The organism is Parasphingopyxis lamellibrachiae (genome assembly GCF_003385775.1).
Classification (GTDB): Bacteria; Pseudomonadota; Alphaproteobacteria; order Sphingomonadales; family Sphingomonadaceae; genus Parasphingopyxis; species Parasphingopyxis lamellibrachiae.
The window spans coordinates 1,166,127-1,183,616 of the sequence record NZ_QRDP01000004.1 but is presented as its reverse complement, the minus strand read 5'-3'; the positions used below and the strand labels follow the sequence as shown (position 1 = coordinate 1,183,616).

At 52.2% G+C, this 17,490-nt stretch carries 14 protein-coding genes and 1 tRNA gene; 6 read left to right on the top strand and 9 right to left on the bottom strand.

Annotation, left to right across the window (positions count from 1 at the left end; all coding sequences use genetic code 11):
- The first annotated feature begins 203 nt into the window (after positions 1 to 203).
- Positions 204 to 1,277, top strand: coding sequence for a GDP-mannose 4,6-dehydratase (gene gmd, locus DFR46_RS05930; protein WP_116235610.1), 1,074 nt, complete (start codon positions 204 to 206; stop codon positions 1,275 to 1,277).
- Entirely contained in the window at positions 1,270 to 2,262 is a 993-nt protein-coding gene (gene fcl, locus DFR46_RS05925) for a GDP-L-fucose synthase (protein WP_116235609.1), read from the top strand. The genes gmd and fcl overlap by 8 nt, the downstream gene beginning before the upstream one ends.
- A gap of 393 nt (positions 2,263 to 2,655) precedes the next feature.
- Here the strand turns inward: fcl and DFR46_RS05920 are convergent, their stop codons facing one another.
- From DFR46_RS05920 to DFR46_RS05900, 5 genes are all read right to left on the bottom strand, one after another.
- Complete coding sequence (locus tag DFR46_RS05920) at positions 2,656 to 4,491, bottom strand: WcbI family polysaccharide biosynthesis putative acetyltransferase (protein ID WP_162843404.1); 1,836 nt, start codon at positions 4,489 to 4,491, stop codon at positions 2,656 to 2,658.
- A gap of 483 nt (positions 4,492 to 4,974) precedes the next feature.
- Positions 4,975 to 5,925, bottom strand: coding sequence for a sulfotransferase family protein (locus tag DFR46_RS05915; RefSeq protein ID WP_116235607.1), 951 nt, complete (start codon positions 5,923 to 5,925; stop codon positions 4,975 to 4,977).
- Positions 5,922 to 7,259, bottom strand: a complete 1,338-nt coding sequence (locus DFR46_RS05910; RefSeq protein ID WP_116235606.1) for a coiled-coil domain-containing protein — start codon at positions 7,257 to 7,259, stop codon at positions 5,922 to 5,924. The genes DFR46_RS05915 and DFR46_RS05910 overlap by 4 nt, the downstream gene beginning before the upstream one ends.
- Entirely contained in the window at positions 7,259 to 10,432 is a 3,174-nt protein-coding gene (locus tag DFR46_RS05905) for a glycosyltransferase (RefSeq protein WP_116235605.1), read from the bottom strand. Before DFR46_RS05905 ends, DFR46_RS05910 begins: the two co-directional genes overlap by 1 nt.
- Positions 10,433 to 10,957: 525 nt before the next feature.
- Positions 10,958 to 11,812 (bottom strand): hypothetical protein, encoded by an 855-nt coding sequence (locus DFR46_RS05900; protein WP_116235604.1) that lies wholly within the window; start codon positions 11,810 to 11,812, stop codon positions 10,958 to 10,960.
- Between the two features lie 967 nt (positions 11,813 to 12,779).
- Between DFR46_RS05900 and DFR46_RS05895 the strand changes: the two genes are divergently transcribed.
- Entirely contained in the window at positions 12,780 to 13,706 is a 927-nt protein-coding gene (locus DFR46_RS05895) for a tyrosine-type recombinase/integrase (protein WP_116235603.1), read from the top strand.
- A 326-nt stretch (positions 13,707 to 14,032) separates the two neighbouring features.
- Here DFR46_RS05895 and DFR46_RS05890 read toward each other — a convergent pair.
- Both DFR46_RS05890 and DFR46_RS05885 read right to left on the bottom strand, forming a co-directional pair.
- Positions 14,033 to 14,109 (bottom strand) — tRNA-Arg (locus DFR46_RS05890).
- A gap of 17 nt (positions 14,110 to 14,126) precedes the next feature.
- A complete protein-coding gene (locus DFR46_RS05885; RefSeq protein ID WP_116235602.1) occupies positions 14,127 to 15,038 on the bottom strand; it encodes a phytanoyl-CoA dioxygenase family protein in 912 nt (303 codons plus the stop codon).
- Positions 15,039 to 15,100: 62 nt separating this feature from the next.
- Between DFR46_RS05885 and DFR46_RS05880 the strand changes: the two genes are divergently transcribed.
- Together DFR46_RS05880 and DFR46_RS05875 are read left to right on the top strand one after the other, a co-directional pair.
- Positions 15,101 to 15,835, top strand: a complete 735-nt coding sequence (locus DFR46_RS05880; protein WP_116235601.1) for a queuosine precursor transporter — start codon at positions 15,101 to 15,103, stop codon at positions 15,833 to 15,835.
- Entirely contained in the window at positions 15,835 to 16,149 is a 315-nt protein-coding gene (locus DFR46_RS05875) for a hypothetical protein (RefSeq protein WP_116235600.1), read from the top strand. The genes DFR46_RS05880 and DFR46_RS05875 overlap by 1 nt, the downstream gene beginning before the upstream one ends.
- Positions 16,150 to 16,177: 28 nt before the next feature.
- Here DFR46_RS05875 and purQ read toward each other — a convergent pair whose 3' ends face one another.
- Positions 16,178 to 16,843, bottom strand: a complete 666-nt coding sequence (purQ, locus tag DFR46_RS05870; protein ID WP_116235599.1) for a phosphoribosylformylglycinamidine synthase subunit PurQ — start codon at positions 16,841 to 16,843, stop codon at positions 16,178 to 16,180.
- The gene (gene purS / locus DFR46_RS05865; protein WP_116235598.1) at positions 16,843 to 17,079 is read right to left on the bottom strand and encodes a phosphoribosylformylglycinamidine synthase subunit PurS; all 237 of its coding nucleotides are present in this window, start codon (positions 17,077 to 17,079) and stop codon (positions 16,843 to 16,845) included. Before purS ends, purQ begins: the two co-directional genes overlap by 1 nt.
- 241 nt (positions 17,080 to 17,320) lie before the next feature.
- Here purS and DFR46_RS14790 point away from each other — a divergent pair, with 241 nt between their 5' ends.
- Positions 17,321 to 17,485: a hypothetical protein gene (locus tag DFR46_RS14790; RefSeq protein WP_211306468.1), complete on the top strand. Its 165-nt coding sequence runs from the start codon at positions 17,321 to 17,323 to the stop codon at positions 17,483 to 17,485.
- Positions 17,486 to 17,490: the final 5 nt, after the last annotated feature.

The window sequence follows — 17,490 nt, the reverse complement described above, 5'->3', positions numbered from 1 at the left end:
CAATCCAAAGTTACGCTTGTATTTTGGGTTATATACTGCTTGGGATTTGCGATTGCAGCGGCCTGCGCCCAACGAATCTTCCCTTGAGGATGAAATAGTTGTTGCGGGTTGAGTTAAGCATATTGGCTTTCTGAAATGGGGCCTTTACTCACAGAGCCATCTATATGAATCCCATTTTGATAAGCGCTTAATAAGGAGAAATCATGTCCCGCGGCAAAACTGCACTTGTAACCGGTATCACGGGGCAAGACGGTGCTTATTTGGCAGAATTGTTGCTTGGTAAAGGATACACCGTACATGGCGTCAAGCGACGTTCGTCATCCTTTAATACGGCGCGTGTGGATCATCTTTATAATGATCCGCATGAACATGAGACACGTTTTCACATGCACTATGGTGACATGACGGATTCGACGAACATCATTCGCCTGGTTCAGGAAACGCAGCCGGACGAGATCTATAATCTTGCTGCGCAAAGCCATGTTCAGGTGAGTTTCGAAACCGCTGAATATACGGCGAATGCTGACGGCATTGGGCCTTTACGTCTCCTAGAAGCTCTACGCATATTGAAACGGGAAGACGAGGTTCGATTTTATCAGGCCTCTACTTCTGAGCTTTATGGCAAGGTTCAGGAAGTTCCGCAGTCGGAAACAACACCTTTTTATCCGCGCAGTCCATATGCAGCGGCAAAGCTCTATGCCTATTGGATTGCGGTCAATTACCGCGAAGCCTATGGTATTCACGCGTCAAACGGCATCCTTTTCAACCACGAAAGCCCCATACGCGGGGAGACCTTTGTCACCCGCAAAATTACCCGTGCGGTCGCTGCAATCGAGCTGGGGCTTCAAGAGGCTCTCTATCTTGGAAATATCGATGCCAAGCGGGATTGGGGTCATGCCCGAGACTATGTCGAAGGCATGTGGCGTATCGTGCAGCATGACAAGCCTGATGACTGGGTATTGGCAACCGGCGAAACGCATACTGTGCGGTCTTTTGTCGAAGCGGCTTTCGCTGAGGTCGGACGACATATTTCCTGGGAAGGAAAAGGCGCTGACGAACTAGGGCGCGATTCGAAGACAGGTGCAATCCTCGTCAAGATCGACCCGCGCTATTATCGACCGACCGAAGTTGACCTTCTAATTGGCGACGCCTCTAAGGCACGAAAACACCTTGGATGGACGCCGAAAATCACCATGGCTGAACTCGTGCAGGAAATGGTGGTTGCCGACCTAGATACCGTCAAAGCCGAAGCTGGGCGCAATGACAGGCATGAGTAGGGGAGCGGTGTCACAACTTTATTCCCTCAAAGGCAGGCGGGTCTTTGTTGCCGGCCATCGCGGCATGGTGGGTTCTGCGGTTTGCCGACGTCTCCAATCGGAGGATTGCGAGATAGTAACGGCTGGACGTGAGCAAGTCGATTTGCGGGACCAAGCGCAGGTGCGCGCCTTCCTGGCCGATGTCAGGCCGCAGGCGGTCGTGTTGGCCGCAGCGAAAGTCGGGGGGATTGTCGCCAATGATTCCTATCCGGCGGACTTTCTATATGAAAACCTCGTCATCGAGACGAATGTCATTGAGGCTGCATTCCGGAACGACGTTGAGAAGCTCCTGTTCCTTGGTTCATCTTGCATCTATCCCAAATTCGCGCCCCAACCCATACCAGAGTCGGCGCTTCTAACCGGGCCGCTCGAGCCAACAAATGAATGGTATGCCATTGCGAAGATTGCCGGCCTCAAGCTGTGTGAGGCGTATCGCAAACAATATGGCGTGGATTATATCTCTGCCATGCCGACAAACCTCTATGGACCCGGCGACAATTTCGACCTTACTTCCAGCCATGTCCTGCCCGCTTTGATCCGCAAGGCGCATAAAGCGAAGGAGCAGGGTGAGTCCGGGATGGTTATATGGGGAACTGGAAGCCCCCTCCGTGAATTCCTGCATGCCGACGACTGTGCTGACGCGCTGGTTTTCCTGCTGAAACATTATTCCGATGCCGAGCATGTCAATATCGGTTCGGGCGAAGATATCACAATTGCGGACCTAGCGCGCCTCGTTATGGAAATCGTGGGCTTTGAGGGCGAACTGGAGTTCGATACTTCGAAGCCTGACGGCACTCCACGCAAGCTCATGTCGGACGAAAAGTTGAAGAGTCTGGGGTGGAAGTCCTCAATCAGGCTGCAACAAGGTATCGCTGATGTCTACGATTGGTGGTTAGAATCTGGAACGTATATCACTTCGTCAATTGATCCGCCCACAAGTCTGTAACCGTTACTCGACAGATGTTCTCTAGCACTGCCCTATCCAGAACAGGCCGCCATAACGGGAGACAGAGGAGAAGCCGCTGACAACGGAGATTACCGACCTCTCTTTGCACGGTGGCCGGGGCAATTGTCGCCGGATTACAGCCCTGCCGCGCAATAAAGGTTGGTTGGCGAAGGCAAAGCCGGTCCGGAACAATAGAGAAAATGCTGCATACGCAAAGCAGCGACGATACTGACCGAATGCGGGCATACCTATTAAGACGCGCTCGCGTCGCACTGATCGCTCGGCCGTGCGCCACTTCATCGCAAACGATCTCCCTCTACTGATTGATCATAGCCCCGCCGCCAAGATTTCAACGCTATCGGTGGGCTATTCCAAAAGACTCACTCGATCGAACTAAAATAGTCTTCGAGGAATGCTAAATCGATCATATTCTACTTTCTGCGACCACGCAAAAGCTGCGTCGACGAATGACGAAAGCGCTCTAGGCGACACCGCAGCGATATCTGTCTGAATCATCCGTCTGTGCTTCTGAGCGAAAGCAAATCCTCGCTGATAATCGTTCCAAATGTGCTTTCTATGACCATGGAATATCTGTTTCCCAATCGAATTAGTTCCTGACCGGGAAACATCAAAAAGCTCCAAAGTCAGGTCATTGTGCTGACCAACGAATAGATACTCTGTATCGAACAGGACGAAACCTCGTTGATCCAGAAACTCAAGTAAGCCAGGTTGGCCACCATACTCAATCCACATCCAATGGACAGTTTCGAGCAGATCTCCCATGCCCTTCAAGGCTGGCAGTTCACCACCTTGAAGGTCCAATTTGACGAAATGTGCTTCGTTGATGTTCAGTTCTGCAAGACTATCGTCCATGCGCACTACCGGTACCTCATATCGATCACCGGGCGCACTTTGATCATTTGAAGTCTCAAGCTTGCCAACAAAGCTCGTTCCTGTCTTCAGAAACGATGTTCGGATTGACTTTTTCGTCGTGTCGGTAATCAGAAAAGAGGCCGTCCCGTTCGAATCACCCAGAGCGCTTGGTACGAGCGTTAGATCGTCGTGTGTATATATAAATTCTTCTACATTGTTGGCGTTGGGCTCGTAGGCCACCACACGCACATCACCCATCTCGGTCCTATGAAACATTTTTTTCGCGGTTTCCCCCAACCCTGCACCACCATCGATCAAAACACTACAGTCAGGTCTGAGCGCACGATATTTCGGCAATATTTCTGAAAAGCACGGAACTCTTATGTCGGAAATCAATGAACTAATATACATATTTGAACTCCTTTTTCTTTTATCTACTGCAATCGTTTTGGTACTTTGAGGATTTGTATTGGTCTTGTAGTCCCTATATCTCTCGATCATTTCATCAATATTTAAATTTTCCGGGAACCTTTTTCTATTTGATCTGCAGATTGCCAAAAAATCTTCAAAATTTTTGTAAACGATGAAGTATTCGGCAACTAGTTTTTCATGCTCAAAAACTTCGCCATTAGTCATATAATTCGGCCGTCTAACTTGGACATTCAGATCCCTCAGCAAACTGTTAGGAATCGCTGCGCGATTTTCTCCGAGATACTGCATTTTTGGAACTGAAAACTGCTCTCTAATTGGAAGTTCAAGGATCTTCAGCACTTGTTCAGCGACATGCCAAAGTACTGAATTTGGTGGATGATTATAGGTGAAAAACGGATCTCCGCCACGCAGCCGGTCTTTCACGATATCCATGACCTTGATGTCTGTGGTCGCTTCCTTCGATCTCGACTCGGATAGACATGCCTCGAAGAACGGTCGATGATCGCCGTCACCTTGACTTAGGATGATGGTCGTCTCTTCTATGCTCAGGCCGGCGAGAAATGCGGCCACAATTCGGAGGTCATGATACTCGGAGAATGGGCCAGTCAATGTCCCAGCATCTGGCACCCTCAAATAGGAAAGATAAGGAAACAATCCGCGGAAATAAATGGACGGAAAAGAAACAAACGTTTTGGTTGGATACTCATTCTTCAGCATCTCGGTCGCGAGAGGACCAAAATTGTCGCTAATTGGCTGATGCACAATGACGTCGCATGCTTCTACGAGTTGCTGTATCCTAGGAATGTCCGAACTAGTGAGAGTATGAACCGCCGGACAGCGAATGATCTCGAGATCGGAATTCGCCAATCCGAGCAAGCTTGATACGGGACCGGCTTGGCAGTTCGCGTACACCATCAATTTCATTTTCTGCTCCTTCTCAACCTTGCTTCGACCCATTCGTTCGAGCCAATTTTAGCGACGAAATCTTTGGAACGCTAAGCCATATAGCGTTAGCCCGATTTTCAAAACGGCACAGCACAAATCCAAATCTCAAATCTTATAGAAGGTTTCACCCTGTGCACTTTGCGCCGCAATTCGGCTGTTCGTTACACGGCGCTTTCATCGAGCACAGGGCGCGCCAGTAGTTCGGGCTCCCAATCTGGCCTTTATCCCTTCATATTGGGTCCCCTGGTAGCGCTCCTACCCGGGCTGGTTGAAAACTGTGCCAGTCAATCTGCATGATGGCGGAGCCAGGCGACGATGCGGGCGTCCTATAGTCTCGAAAGCTCTCCGACTGTTGGATCCGTCAGCTTCAACCGCACAGACAATTTTTTCTATTTTGATGTTTGAGCATGCTCTCCCTGAAGCCGATTGCGCTGAGAAGATTTGGTTGACGTCAGATTGTCGTCAGCATTCGAGAGGGGCGTTAGCAGCAGCCGCGAAATTTGGATCATAATCCAGCCGTTCGCACAACGTCGAATAACTGGGACTCTCGCACTCTTGCGACTTCAAGCTATCGGGGATCTCTTGACGAGGCCTTCCCTGGATCACATCGCCTCTCCGCCCGCTATCGCCAGAAAGAACGACGCCCTGCATAATCTCCTGCCAGTTGGACGCAATCGAAATCTCATAGAACGAAGCGATCTTTGCTAAAATTTCGCTGGGACGCGCCACAAAATCCTCATATCGGAAAACTGGACTCTCCGCGTAGGCATCAAGGAATGCATGGTAACGCCTCGCATACTCCTCCAGCGTTTTTGGTTCGAAATGAATCCAATTTTGTCGCATAATCGACAGGAATGAATCGAGGGGATGCCGGACCGTAATCACGCTCCTTACTTCAAATTTTCCACGCAGGAGATTTTTCATCACTGGCCGTGAACCTATATCATTTTCCGTGCAGAAATGAGAATGTGTGTGATCGCGTAAAATGAGCGTTTGACCTGCCATCCGCAGCTGTTTCCGAAACACCTCAAGCCCGGCTAGAAACACGGCTCCAGCCCCGCTCCGTTGATATGCCCGCACACCTATATCGCCGAGTGCGACTATGTCTGTCGGTCGAAAAAGCCCTGCTTTCTTGTCTAAAGAGCTAAATGGATCGACCTCGCTCAGTAGGATAATGTTTGGTTGCGCTGCGATTGCACGGCTAATCAGTGTCCCACCTGTGCCGGCGAAATGATGAATCGTACGCAATCGAGCTCTCTGAAAGCCATTTTGGGCTCTGAGCTTTTGGCAATCGGAAAGTAGGTCAACAATTGATCTGGATGCGTCTTGTGATTTGACTTCCTGTCCCGCGTAGGGTGACAACAAACCTCGCAGAATCTTAAAGTGGAATTTCTGTGCATCCGTGAAGGTCAAATTTGACGCCCTTTCTTCGCCTTTGAGCTTTTCGGCGACGTCGATTTTCCGTTGTCCTCTTGTTTCGACTTATCTGAGATAGGATTTCCCTCAACCAATCTTTCCAATTGATCTGCCACCATCGCCAAAAGTTCGTTTTGCTCGTCTTTTTCTATGCGGACGTTTTCATACTTCGATTGGAGGTACTTCAGATCATTTAAGGATGCGAGCCGTACTCGATCGGCAGCGGCCAGTTGTTCCGACATTTCAGACTCATATTTTTCTCGATCTTCAGCTTGTTTCGCATTTTTCGATTGAGCATCAGCTAGAGCGATGTCGAGCTTCGATATGCGCTCATTCAAGGCTTCACGATCAGCTTCAAGCTCCGCAATTCGATCAACCTGTTTGGTACTCGCTGATTGCGCATCAGCTAAAGCGGAATCCAGTGCTGATATGCGCTCATTCAAGGCTTCACGATCAGCTTCAAGCTCCGCAATTCGATCAACCTGTTTGGCGATCGCTGATTGTGAATCGGTTCGGGCGGAATCCAGTTCCGATACGCGGTTGCGTAACGTCTCACTGTTGGCTTTCAGCTCGGTAATGCGGGCCTTTACTTCCTCATGGCCCGATTTTGCTGCGGAAAGGGCGGCTTGCAATTCCGAATCGCGAGTATTTGCCGCAGTTATCTTCGTTCTCAATCTGCCAATCTCGGCCAATAACCGTTTCTTTTCGCGGTCAATAGTAGCCTCGAGAAACGGACGGTAGGGGTCACTGTCAGGCCTAATCGAAACCTCGTATCCGGCTTCTTTCAAAATCGCTTCGCCATCTTTGATCAAACCTTCACCAGCATATAGTTCGCGATACCCATTGCGAAGCTGGACCGCGGAGAAGCAATTGAGCAACTCTGCGGCGCGCAATCTTTCCAGAATGCCGACTGCTTCACCTGGAGCATCAAGGATTAACCAGTTCTCAGCGTCCTGATTCAGCTCTAGACTCTCGCAAAGTTCGGCTGGATCCAAGGGTTTCATCGGAATTGTCGCCGTCGTTCGGAGGCCGGGATACACGTCGAGCAGTCCTGTCGGGGATCGCAAACTGCTAAGGCCAGAGAAAGAAAGCCGGTGAAACGTCCGCAGGGTGACATCAGCTGAAACGGCACGTAAAACAATGCGAACAGTATCATCGGCCAGATCGGCAAGCCTCAATGCGTGTTGGAAATCCGCTTCGACCAAAGTAATCGACCGCGCATCGACCGAGCGTAACTTTTCGACTTCGCGGCCGTCACCTACTCCGACGTACAAAATATTCTCGACTGGCAGTCGCAGACCAAGGGGTACCCGAAAGCTCATGGATGACATTAGGCTTGCCGTTCGGGCAACAAGTTGGCTTTGATCCATCGCAGCGGCGCCGTAGCGCGCCAAGATCCTGATTGCCGAATTTCGGATATCAGCGTTTCCCGCTCTTTGATATTCTCTCGTAAAACAGAAATTTCTTCAGTCTGCAGTTTCTGCTTCTCGTTCTGAACTTGCAACGCACCACGCAATGAATCGGCCGCCTTGAGCCGACTTTTGATTTCTCTATACTGTGCTGCAATCTCCTGAATGGTTAAATCGGATGGTACTTGTATATTTGCGGGACGTAATGCGCTCGCCTGCATCTCCTGGAAAAGGCAATGAGCGACCGCATCGCGCTCAAGCACGATACGTGCCAGAGCAATGCTGGCCGCACAAGGGACCGATGTCGAATCGCCATCAAAATTAGGAAGTTGGATCGATTTTTCAGCAAACGCAACACGATAGAGATTCGGATCTTGCTGAACATTTTCAAGCTCGACGAGAATCAATCTGTCGCGGTTCTTTCGAACGACATCTAACATTTCAGAAGCCCAAAGCCGCCATCTCGCAAGAAACGCCTTGTGATCGCTATCTGCCTCGATGACACGCGACAACATCAGAATGGGGTCTTCATAACAGAGCAGTAAAGCTCCCGAATTCTCGGCCAATTCGATTTTCACGTCACATGCTTCTGTGGGATTCCAAAGAGACGTGGTTTCGATTGAAGTGATCGCGACAGCAGGTCCTTGATTTTCGCCTGCTTCTGCATTCACCCCGTGTTGATCAAGAACGACCTGAAGTAACTTGGTCCACGTAGAATCGCGGAGATATCCCATTGCCGCGTTCCGAGTCGCAGATGCGAAGTCCGAATATCTCTCCAGAACCCATTGGACCCCCTCAGCCAAGGCCTGGCCCGTCGGGCGAACCGCGACGCCTGTGCCGTGCCGGACAATTTCATCGGCAAGCCACGTCCCTTGGACGGCCACAACTGGAATCCCCAGCAACATAGCATCAACGAGCATTCCCGACGTTCGATTCGAAAACGCCTCCGGAAGGTATGGCACAACGATTACATCGGCAGATTTCAGCCATGAAACGAAATCATCATTCTCGAAGTCTTCCTCGACAAGGATCGTATTCGTCGATTTCAACGCATCGAGCACGGCTAGCATCGCGCCAGGTGTGTTTTCTGCTTTTCTTGCGCGAAAGGACACTTCCATCCGATCTCCCCGATCGAGTATTTCGCAAGCCTTCGCGCCGATGGCATAGCCCTTTTCGGGCCTCGCACCGCCGGGGAATAGTATCCGAGCGGGTCTATCGCGTCTTAACCAGCGCTCTGAGTCCGAAGCCAATCGCTGCGCCGCGACATCGCCAAAAGTGGTTGACGGGTGCGGCAGGACCGGAATCTCAATAGAATAGTCGACAAAATAGTCGGCGGTGATCTGCTGAGTGGAATGCATGATTCGCACTCTGCCCGTGCCCTTCGCCAGCCGCTGAATCAGTGACCGCCATTGATTGGTATAGGCTGGATCGGTAATATCGAACCCATAGGCCCAAAAGAGGTTGATCACCGCCCTCACGCGAGGATGGCTAACCAGAACGTGCTCAAGGATATCCGCTACTTCGATTGAACCGCAGTACATGAAGAGCAGGATGTCGCCTGACACTTTTCTTTCCAGCTCGCGAATACCCTGCTCTATCTCTGTCGCGAACGCATCGAGATCTTCCGTCTTTACGTCTGGCCACTTGTTGCCCAACGTCCAGCTGTGCCGCGAGAAAACGGGAATGATCTGATCCTTTTTTTCTCCCGCCAAGTTTGAAAGTTCCTTCCTGCAAAGGATATAGAAATCCAATCCAGCATTTTCTGCCACTTCGCCCAGTCGACGATCATAGGAAAGAAAGTGTCCCCATTCTCCCTTTGCATCGGGATCGATAATGGCGACGGTCTCAGGCAGATAGCATTGCCCTTCTTGGTCTTCGGCCCGCAAAAGATCTGTCCCGTTCCGCGCAAACAACGCGGGTAGATATGATTGTGTTTCGTTAACGCAGGTGCGACCGTCACTTTCCAAAGCGCTCAAAACCGTTTCCAAATTTCGGTTATGTTCTAGATAATAGTCATTATAGTCGATAGCGAAGAAAGCAGGATGAGTGGTCTTAATGTCATCCATCTTGTCTACAAATTGCGCCTTTTTGTCATGTGCCCAGAATGCCGAATTTTGAGAAACCGGACGTCCATCGCATCCGGCAATATGGATATTTCGCGAAAAGGTCGAGGCAAGCGGTAGAAGCATTAGGGTCAGGATATTTCCATATGGCTTCAGCCTGAAGTTCTCTGTGAGATCGGACGGCGGCACCATTTGCGCGTCGAAGGGAATCCCAACGATGCGATCGTGAACATGTTGCGGCAGATAGGTCAAATAGATCTGAACATCGCGAAGCGGGCAGACTAACCACGCTTCCGTCTTGTCCATTGCCTTGACCAAAGCTGTTCTGAACGCGGCAGCATAATTTGAGCATCCTGCGTGGAATATCGGGTCTCCTGCGGCAATGATACGCGGAGCAAGTTTGTCCAGTATGTCATCGTTCATTACGATCGAATTTGCGACAATCGTCAAACCATCTGCAAAATCGTTTTCATCTACGAATTTACTGAGGGATGGACCGGTTCCGAAAACGTATGACTTGTCATGCTCCCCAATGTCATCTGCCATTTCGGCAAATTTCTTTGAGAACTTCTCCGCTTCAGCCTTCTCATCTCGAAAAGCATGTAGCGTCGCCCAAAGGTAGAACGATCCTTCCATCCGAACGTTCTGTGGATCGATTCTAAAAAAACGCTGGTTCCCTGAGAATCGTCTCGATTCATCTGCAAAAGCCGAAAACGACCCCTCGTCTGCCAACAAAAACAGGTGCTTCCTAGGATCAACCGAATTGAGGTTCGACCGCAAGGTTTCTTCGGACGTAAGACTGATTTTTGCCTTCAGTGCGTCAATATGCTGTTGAATATGAGTATCCAGATTATCCGGAACATTTATATCCTCGATATCTTTTTCTTTTGCTTGGATTTTGATTACACCGATCTTGTCGAGATATGGCGAGAGGTGCCAAGCCAAACGGCAAATGAGATCGTTCCAGCGATCTTGCTCTGCGAAACATCCCGCAACGTACACATTAATCGTATTTTGCATCTCAAACGCCATCCGTACCGGTTCTCCGTTTTGGTCGCAATTTAGCTGCCTAGCAGATAACGCGGAATAGCGAATTAACCGATTGAGGCAATTGCTAAAGCAGTCACCGTCGCACAGATCGGTTGCCACAGACGTATTTTTATACCTATTCGATCGGCAGCAGCGATATTTGTTCGTTCCAGGCAAATTTTTTCATTGCGGGTAGATTGCGACGACCGAGTGGTTTCTGATATAATCTCCCGCGAATTTGAGATGCCGATTGAGGTTTCCTCTGCAAACCGTGCCAAAAATAAGCGTATGCGACTTCTTATAGCGAGATGCGGGAGGCCTGACTTGGAATGAACCGAAACGCGCAATCGAATGTTGAATGAACGTTTCAAAGTTTTGGGCCCACAACATGCGGTTATCGGCGCAGCGCCTACGACTGGGTCGGTGCCGGTTGCTGACAGTCCGGTTTCAGCGGTCGACATGCCAAAAGCGGGCATTCCGCTTACGACCCATAGCGGATTGAAGACTTCACTCTGATCCGGTCAGGCCTTACAATCCTCTGATGCCGTCATCAGGATGGCGATAGACAAATCGGAATGGCCAAAGATGCTGCACGCTCACAGCACGAAAACCCAGAGCGTGGATTTCCGGCTCATGGATCTGAATTGTGTCGGCTGTGTCAGACCACGGCCTTACAACATTGTGATCAGACATTGTGAAAATCTGTGCCCTGCGATTGAAGGGCATTACGGAACCGACCCTGTTAACGACATGGCCGCTAACAAAGGGAGCCGCGCCGAGGGCCAAAAAACGGCGCAGTCCGGCCAGTTTCGCCATTTGCCACATAGCTGACATTGCAGTGCTACGCCTGCGCCGAACGCTTCCAGTGACAATGGGCTCGCCCCTGTTGCCCGTCACTGCAAACTCTAAACCCTTGGGTGAATCGCCTTTGAACAGATCAAATTCGCCATATTCCGCATTCAGGCCAAGATACTCATTATTGTACGCGATTACCGGCCTCGTATTGTTCCAGAGGCGCATACACACGGTTGCCCATTTGGGTCGTGTCGCCATGGCCAAGGGGAGTGCAAAAGGTGATGCGCCAATGCTCCGGTCTGCATCGTCGCTCGTCAGAACGAAAAACTGAAGCTCACAATGCGGCCCCATGCTTGCTTCGTGGAAATCGGCAAGGATGAAGCCTGCTGCCATCCGGCCCCTGAATGTGGCAACCGGGTGGATCGCTTCGTCAGCAAGGTTTGACTGCAATGCATCGCCGTCAACCGACCCAAAAACCAGAAGCGCCTGGCCATCATGAACCAGATAAGGCGTGGGCGCCTTTCCGGTCGACAGATCAACACTGGACGTGATCGGATTGTCCTCAAAAATTGCAGTTTTCTTCGACACTTGCTTTCCACCTTTTGCAGAGGTTTAGACTTGCCTGATCTATTGTCAGCTTAGCACCAGCAGCCGGCTTTCGGACAGCGTCCAGTCAATGCTCGCTTTCCACCAATCTCGGTCATTTGCTAGCGCAACGCCGAAAATGCGAAGCGGACCGTCTGCTAACGACCTAACAGCGGAAGCTACTTCCGCTACGCTCGCTAACGACAGTCGACCAACATTATCGTTTCTCTCCGCTCATATCTGGAGGCATAGCTTCTTTGGCCCGATCACCCGCCAGTAGCAGCACTGCGGCGAGCATATTTGCCCAAGGCGAGGTATCGCCGCATATGGAGTGTTTGATCAGACTCAGGAAACGCGTCGAAGCGAAATCAACATTGGAGGCGTATCTGTATGGTTAAGGCGCATTCCTGCCCGCGCTGCTCAATTGCGATCTCAAGTAAGCCGCGAACCGCTAAAGGTCAGCTTCCAGGATTAGCGATCGGTTTTGAGAACGGTCGATTTTGGGGCGCAAAACGGACATCTGGTCGATCGGCACTCAATGTCCGCTATGGGTCGGAGGCGAACGTTGTCGGCACCTCCACCGTCTTCATTGTGGCAACATCGAGACCCCATGATCACATAACATCCGCTAGAGATTGAAAGCCGACATCCAGACTGGACTTGCTGCGAGAACTCAGCATTGCTGTGTGACAGATGGCCGTTCTCCGCTGCCGCAAAGCTATAGTATCCAGTATCGACTTCGTCGTTCTCGCATCAATCAAGCGCTGCGCGTTATTTGTCCACGAAGTCTAAAAAGTTGGGCGTCCTTGTTTTCAATGAACGTATTTATTTCTGTCATTCCATATAAGGCTTTTAGCTGATTTGTTATTATTAATATCAATATATTTTAATACAAAATTCAATATTAATTTAATAATTGAAATGGATTTGGAGTTTAACATTCAAAATTAGATATAATCGGAGTACCGTAATGATTTTTGGTGGAATTATTAGCAGATTATTTGATATAGAAAATAATATGAGACCAAGTTTTGAAAGTGTTGCAGATACTTGGCTATCAATGGTCGCGGAGAAGAATAATAGAAGCTGGCGGCAGCAGCGCCGTCAGCTAGAAATGCACGTGCTCCCGTATTGGGGCAAACGGCCCATTTCAAAGATACATCGTTCCGACGTCCACGAACTTCTTGATAATTTGGATGGAAGCGTGCTCCCGAACCGAATTTTGGCTCTACTCAAAACCATCTTCCAATATGCTTGCTCTCGGGATTGGATAGTGGCCTCTCCTGTGGCCGGAGTTTCCAAGCCGCGCAGAGAAATACCGCGGTGCCGAGTGCTTGAAATGGAGGAAATAGGCCGAGTGTTTTCAGCTGCCATGATAGTCGGTTATCCATTCGGGTGTTTTGTACAAGGGCTGATCTTAACTGGACAACGGAGATCCGAGGTTGCAGCAATGACATGGAATGAAGTTAACCTCGCAATCAAGGTGTGGCGACAATCTAGCGAAAACAAAGGCAGGCGCGCGCATATCGTGCCACTCTCACCAATGATGTTGCAGCTTCTGGTTGATGTTCCTCGCCGCGGAAACTTTGTGTTTTCCAATGATGGAACAACTCACGTCAGCGCTTACAGCAAGGGAAAAAGGAAGATTGAAAGCATCCTGCCTGGTGTCGGAGGAGCGATCCAGGACTGGCGTTTTCATGATCTCAGGCGATCCGTGGCGACGCATATGGTGCGTCTAGGTGTCTCAGAAACGGTCGTAAAACGAATGCTGAACCACAGCCCTGGAAATGTGCTAACTCAGACTTATCTATTGCACTCGTACCAACCAGAACTTCAAAAGGCCTATGACAAATGGGAGTTTGAGCTTGCACGCGTAGTGAGGGTGCGTGCAGATTAAGGGCGTCTTTTAGGGCCGCCGTTTTCATGATTGCGTTCTTATCGTGATTTCCTCCTCCACGGCACTCTCGGTTGAGAAGAAAGCTGAAGCATGAGGGCTGGAAATAAGCATGCAAACCCGAACGGTTCCTACAATTCCCTGGTTTGCTCACGTTATTCCCTGTTCACCCGAGTAATTTACCCTGTTATGCAGCATAGGGAATATGACCGAGAAACCCTTGAATCGTGAGGGCTCTCGGCAAGTGGAAACACGAGAAACTCACCAAAATTCAAAATTTTCCCAGTAGTTTCCCACAAAACAGGGAAACCCGAAATGCACAATTGAGTTGGCGCGCCCGGCAGGAGTCGAACCTGCGACCTCAAGATTAGAAGTCTCGCGCTCTATCCAGCTGAGCTACGGGCGCGCGCTGCATCCCTGTAGCTAGCTGCCGAGCGGAATAAAAGGCTGTGGTCGGTGATTGCCGTATAGCGACAGCCGGTCCGTCCCGGGAACGGCATCGCCGCGGCGGTGAAAGCCGAAGACATTGGCGACGACGAGCGTGTTGCCGGGCACGGGATAGCTTTGCGGTGGCGGCAGGCCGAGCGCGGCCAGCTCCTCTCTCTCGATGCGGAAGGAGCCGGTCATACCCCGGCGATTCTGCTGCAGGCGCGCCTCCACCGCCGCCTCGGCTTTTTTCTCTTCCCAGGCGATGCGTTCTGGGGTCAGCTTGTGGCTGCCGGGCACATAGACGAACGGGCCATCTTCCTCGCGCACGGGATCGATGAAGAACCAGTATTTCATGCAGTTGAAAAAGGTGTCGCGATGGAATTCGCGTTGCTGGTCCGGGATCTCGGTGTCGTCGCCATTGACCGTCTGGTAAATCCAGTTGCGGCGCGCCGCCATCGTCTTGCCGGTTACGATGCGGGCGAGGCGCTTGAAGCGCCGGTTGCGCGGAAAGGCGGCGGCGAGTGGGCCGGGTCTGATGAAGCGGTTGAGGGTGCTGCCGTCGAACCGGTCGAAACCCCAGTCATGCCGGTCGCTGTCGCCAAAGCCCCATACTTCCGGTTTTGCGGGCAGCGGGGTGATGGCCTTTGCGGCGTCGACCGAGGCATGGCACTCCGCGCGCAGGGCATCGAACTCGTCGGCGGGCAGGAAATTCTCGATCGCGACAAAGCCCTGGTCGAGCAGGTGCTGCTCATCCCTGTCATAGCGGTGGACGGTCTGCGCGCGGCGGAACCGCGATATCGCCTGCGCCGCTTTCAGCCGTTTGCGATGCATGCCCAGCCGGTTCAGTCCGGGATGGCCGACCCATGGGTCGCTGAACACCTTCATGGATGTGAAAATCGAATACATCGCGCGACTTTCACGCCAATTTCGGCTGGATTGCAAGGCGGAGTTGGGGCAGGGGGAGGGGCATGAGCGACACACCAATCGAGAAAATCGACGCTTCCGTGCTGGGCAACCGGCGGATGCGCTATTTCGATTTCGTGATGGTGGCCTTTGTCGTCATTCTGCTCCTTTCCAATGTGATCGGCGCTGGCAAGGTCGCCAATGTCGATCTGCCCGTGATCGGCGCCTATGCGTTCGGCGCCGGTATTCTCTTCTTCCCGCTTTCCTATGTGATAGGCGACGTGCTGACCGAGGTTTATGGCTATGCCCGGGCGCGGCGGTGCATCTGGGCCGGCTTTGTCGCGATGCTGTTCATGGCGATAATGGCCGCGGTCGTCGTTGCCATGCCGCCCGACGGCAACTGGGCCGGGCAGGACGCCTATGAGCAGGTGTTCGGGCAGGTTCCGCGGATCGTGTTCGCCTCGATCGTCGCTTTCTGGGCGGGCGAGTTCGTCAACAGCTATGTCATGGCGCGCATGAAAGTGTGGACCCGGGGCCGGCATCTCTGGTCGCGGACGATCAGCTCGACGATTTTCGGCCAGGGCATAGACAGCCTGATTTTCTACCCACTCGCCTTTTGGGGCGTGTGGGACAACAGGCTCGTCGTCACTGTCATGATTACCAACTGGATGCTCAAGGTTGCCTGGGAGGCTCTGCTGACGCCGGTAACTTATGCCGCAGTCGGCTGGCTCAAGCGGCGAGAGGGGCTGGACGTGTATGACGCGCATACGGGTTTCACGCCGTTCAAGACGGCTGTCTGATGAGCGTCTTTCAGGAGACGAAAATCCTGCTGCTCGATACGGTCGGCCTCTCCAGGGATGCGCTGCACATCTATGTCGGGCTGATCGTGTTTTTCGGGACCGCGCTGACCTTCCGGCTGCCGCTGAGCGATATCCGGCCATGGTGCGCCGTCCTGCTGGCTGCGATACTGGGCGAGGTCTGGGACATTTACGATACCGAAGTGATCGGTGCGACGCAGGTCTATGCAGGCAACTGGCACGACATCTGGAATACGCTGTTCTGGCCGACCGTGATCATGCTGCTGGCGCGATTCACACGGACCGAGATGCGTTAGTTCCTCAGCAGGTGCCTGTCGGCAATCCTTAACCCAGCGCTTGGACCAGCCCGTCGAACAGCCGCTTGCCATCGGAACCGCCATGGGCGGGTTCGATCATGCGTTCGGGGTGGGGCATCATGCCGAGAACATTGCCGGCCGCGTTGACGATTCCGGCGATATTGCGCGCCGATCCGTTGACGCTTTCGTCATAGCGGAAAGCGACATGGCCTTCGCCTTCGATCCGGTCGAGCGTATCGTTATCGGCGAAATAATTCCCGTCATGATGCGCGACGGGAATGGTGATCGTCTCATCGGATTGGTAACCGCTGGTGAACGCGGTCTGGCTCGATGCGACTTTCAGCGCGACATCGCGGCAGATGAAATCAATGCCGGCATTGCGGAGCAGTGCGCCGGGCAGCAGGCCCGCCTCGGTCAGCAGCTGGAAGCCGTTGCAGACGCCCAGAACGGCAACGCCGCGATCGGCAGCCGCCTTCACTTCGCGCATGATAGGAGAATTGGCGCCGATCGCGCCGGAGCGCAGATAGTCGCCATAGGAAAAGCCGCCGGGTAGCGCGATCAGCCCGATACCGTCCGGCAGTTCGGTTTCCCTGTGCCAGACCATATGCGGTTTTGCACCGGTCGCCTGCTCAAGCGCCACCGCCATATCGCGGTCGCAATTGGATCCGGGAAAGACGATGACTGCGCTCTTCATCAGGCGGCCTCTCTCTCGATCTCGAAATTCTCGATAACCATATTGGCGAGCAGCTTGCGGCACATCGCCTCGATATCCGCGTCGGACACGGAGTCGTCTAGATCGAGTTCAATCAGCTTGCCCTGGCGGACATCGTTGACGCCCTCAAAGCCCAGCGATTCCAGCGCGTGATGAATGGCCTTGCCCTGGGGATCGAGGACCCCATTTTTCAAGGTAACATGGATACGTGTTTTCATGGTTTGCATCTCCCCGCAGGGCCAGAGTCGCGCGCTCTATGCTGCCATCGCCGTCCCGTGGCAAGGGGGTAGCCAGCACAGCCTGTGCAAGCGCGGTTTCGCGGGCGCTGGCGGAGCGGGAAGAACAGGCCCAGACGTGGCAAGGCTGCCAAAGTGTTTATACGCCGTTTACCGAATCTCAATGCCCGTATCGTCAGACTGTCGGCGCCCGCATTCCGCGCGCGGCGACAAGAGGTTGTTTTTGGGAGCCGTTGCCATGGTCGTACTGGCGTTGGGTATGTTTATCGCGCTGTTCGCCTTTGGCGGGGAGCTGCTAGGCTATCGCGATCCCGAGGGCATGGTGAAGTTGGCGCTTGTCGCTACCTTTGTCTTCGGGATTATCTGCGGCAACAAGATTGGCCGGTAAGCACC

What these genes read in the sequence shown, in the direction of transcription:
- gmd (WP_116235610.1), top strand. Translation starts at nt 204, where the DNA reads ATGTCCCGCGGCAAAACTGCACTTGTAACCGGTATCACGGGGCAAGAC.
- fcl (WP_116235609.1), top strand. Translation starts at nt 1,270, where the DNA reads ATGAGTAGGGGAGCGGTGTCACAACTTTATTCCCTCAAAGGCAGGCGG.
- DFR46_RS05920 (WP_162843404.1), bottom strand. Translation starts at nt 4,491, where the DNA reads ATGAAATTGATGGTGTACGCGAACTGCCAAGCCGGTCCCGTATCAAGC.
- DFR46_RS05910 (WP_116235606.1), bottom strand. Translation starts at nt 7,259, where the DNA reads ATGTCATCCATGAGCTTTCGGGTACCCCTTGGTCTGCGACTGCCAGTC.
- DFR46_RS05905 (WP_116235605.1), bottom strand. Translation starts at nt 10,432, where the DNA reads ATGGCGTTTGAGATGCAAAATACGATTAATGTGTACGTTGCGGGATGT.
- DFR46_RS05895 (WP_116235603.1), top strand. Translation starts at nt 12,780, where the DNA reads ATGATTTTTGGTGGAATTATTAGCAGATTATTTGATATAGAAAATAAT.
- DFR46_RS05885 (WP_116235602.1), bottom strand. Translation starts at nt 15,038, where the DNA reads ATGTATTCGATTTTCACATCCATGAAGGTGTTCAGCGACCCATGGGTC.
- DFR46_RS05880 (WP_116235601.1), top strand. Translation starts at nt 15,101, where the DNA reads ATGAGCGACACACCAATCGAGAAAATCGACGCTTCCGTGCTGGGCAAC.
- DFR46_RS05875 (WP_116235600.1), top strand. Translation starts at nt 15,835, where the DNA reads ATGAGCGTCTTTCAGGAGACGAAAATCCTGCTGCTCGATACGGTCGGC.
- purQ (WP_116235599.1), bottom strand. Translation starts at nt 16,843, where the DNA reads ATGAAGAGCGCAGTCATCGTCTTTCCCGGATCCAATTGCGACCGCGAT.
- purS (WP_116235598.1), bottom strand. Translation starts at nt 17,079, where the DNA reads ATGAAAACACGTATCCATGTTACCTTGAAAAATGGGGTCCTCGATCCC.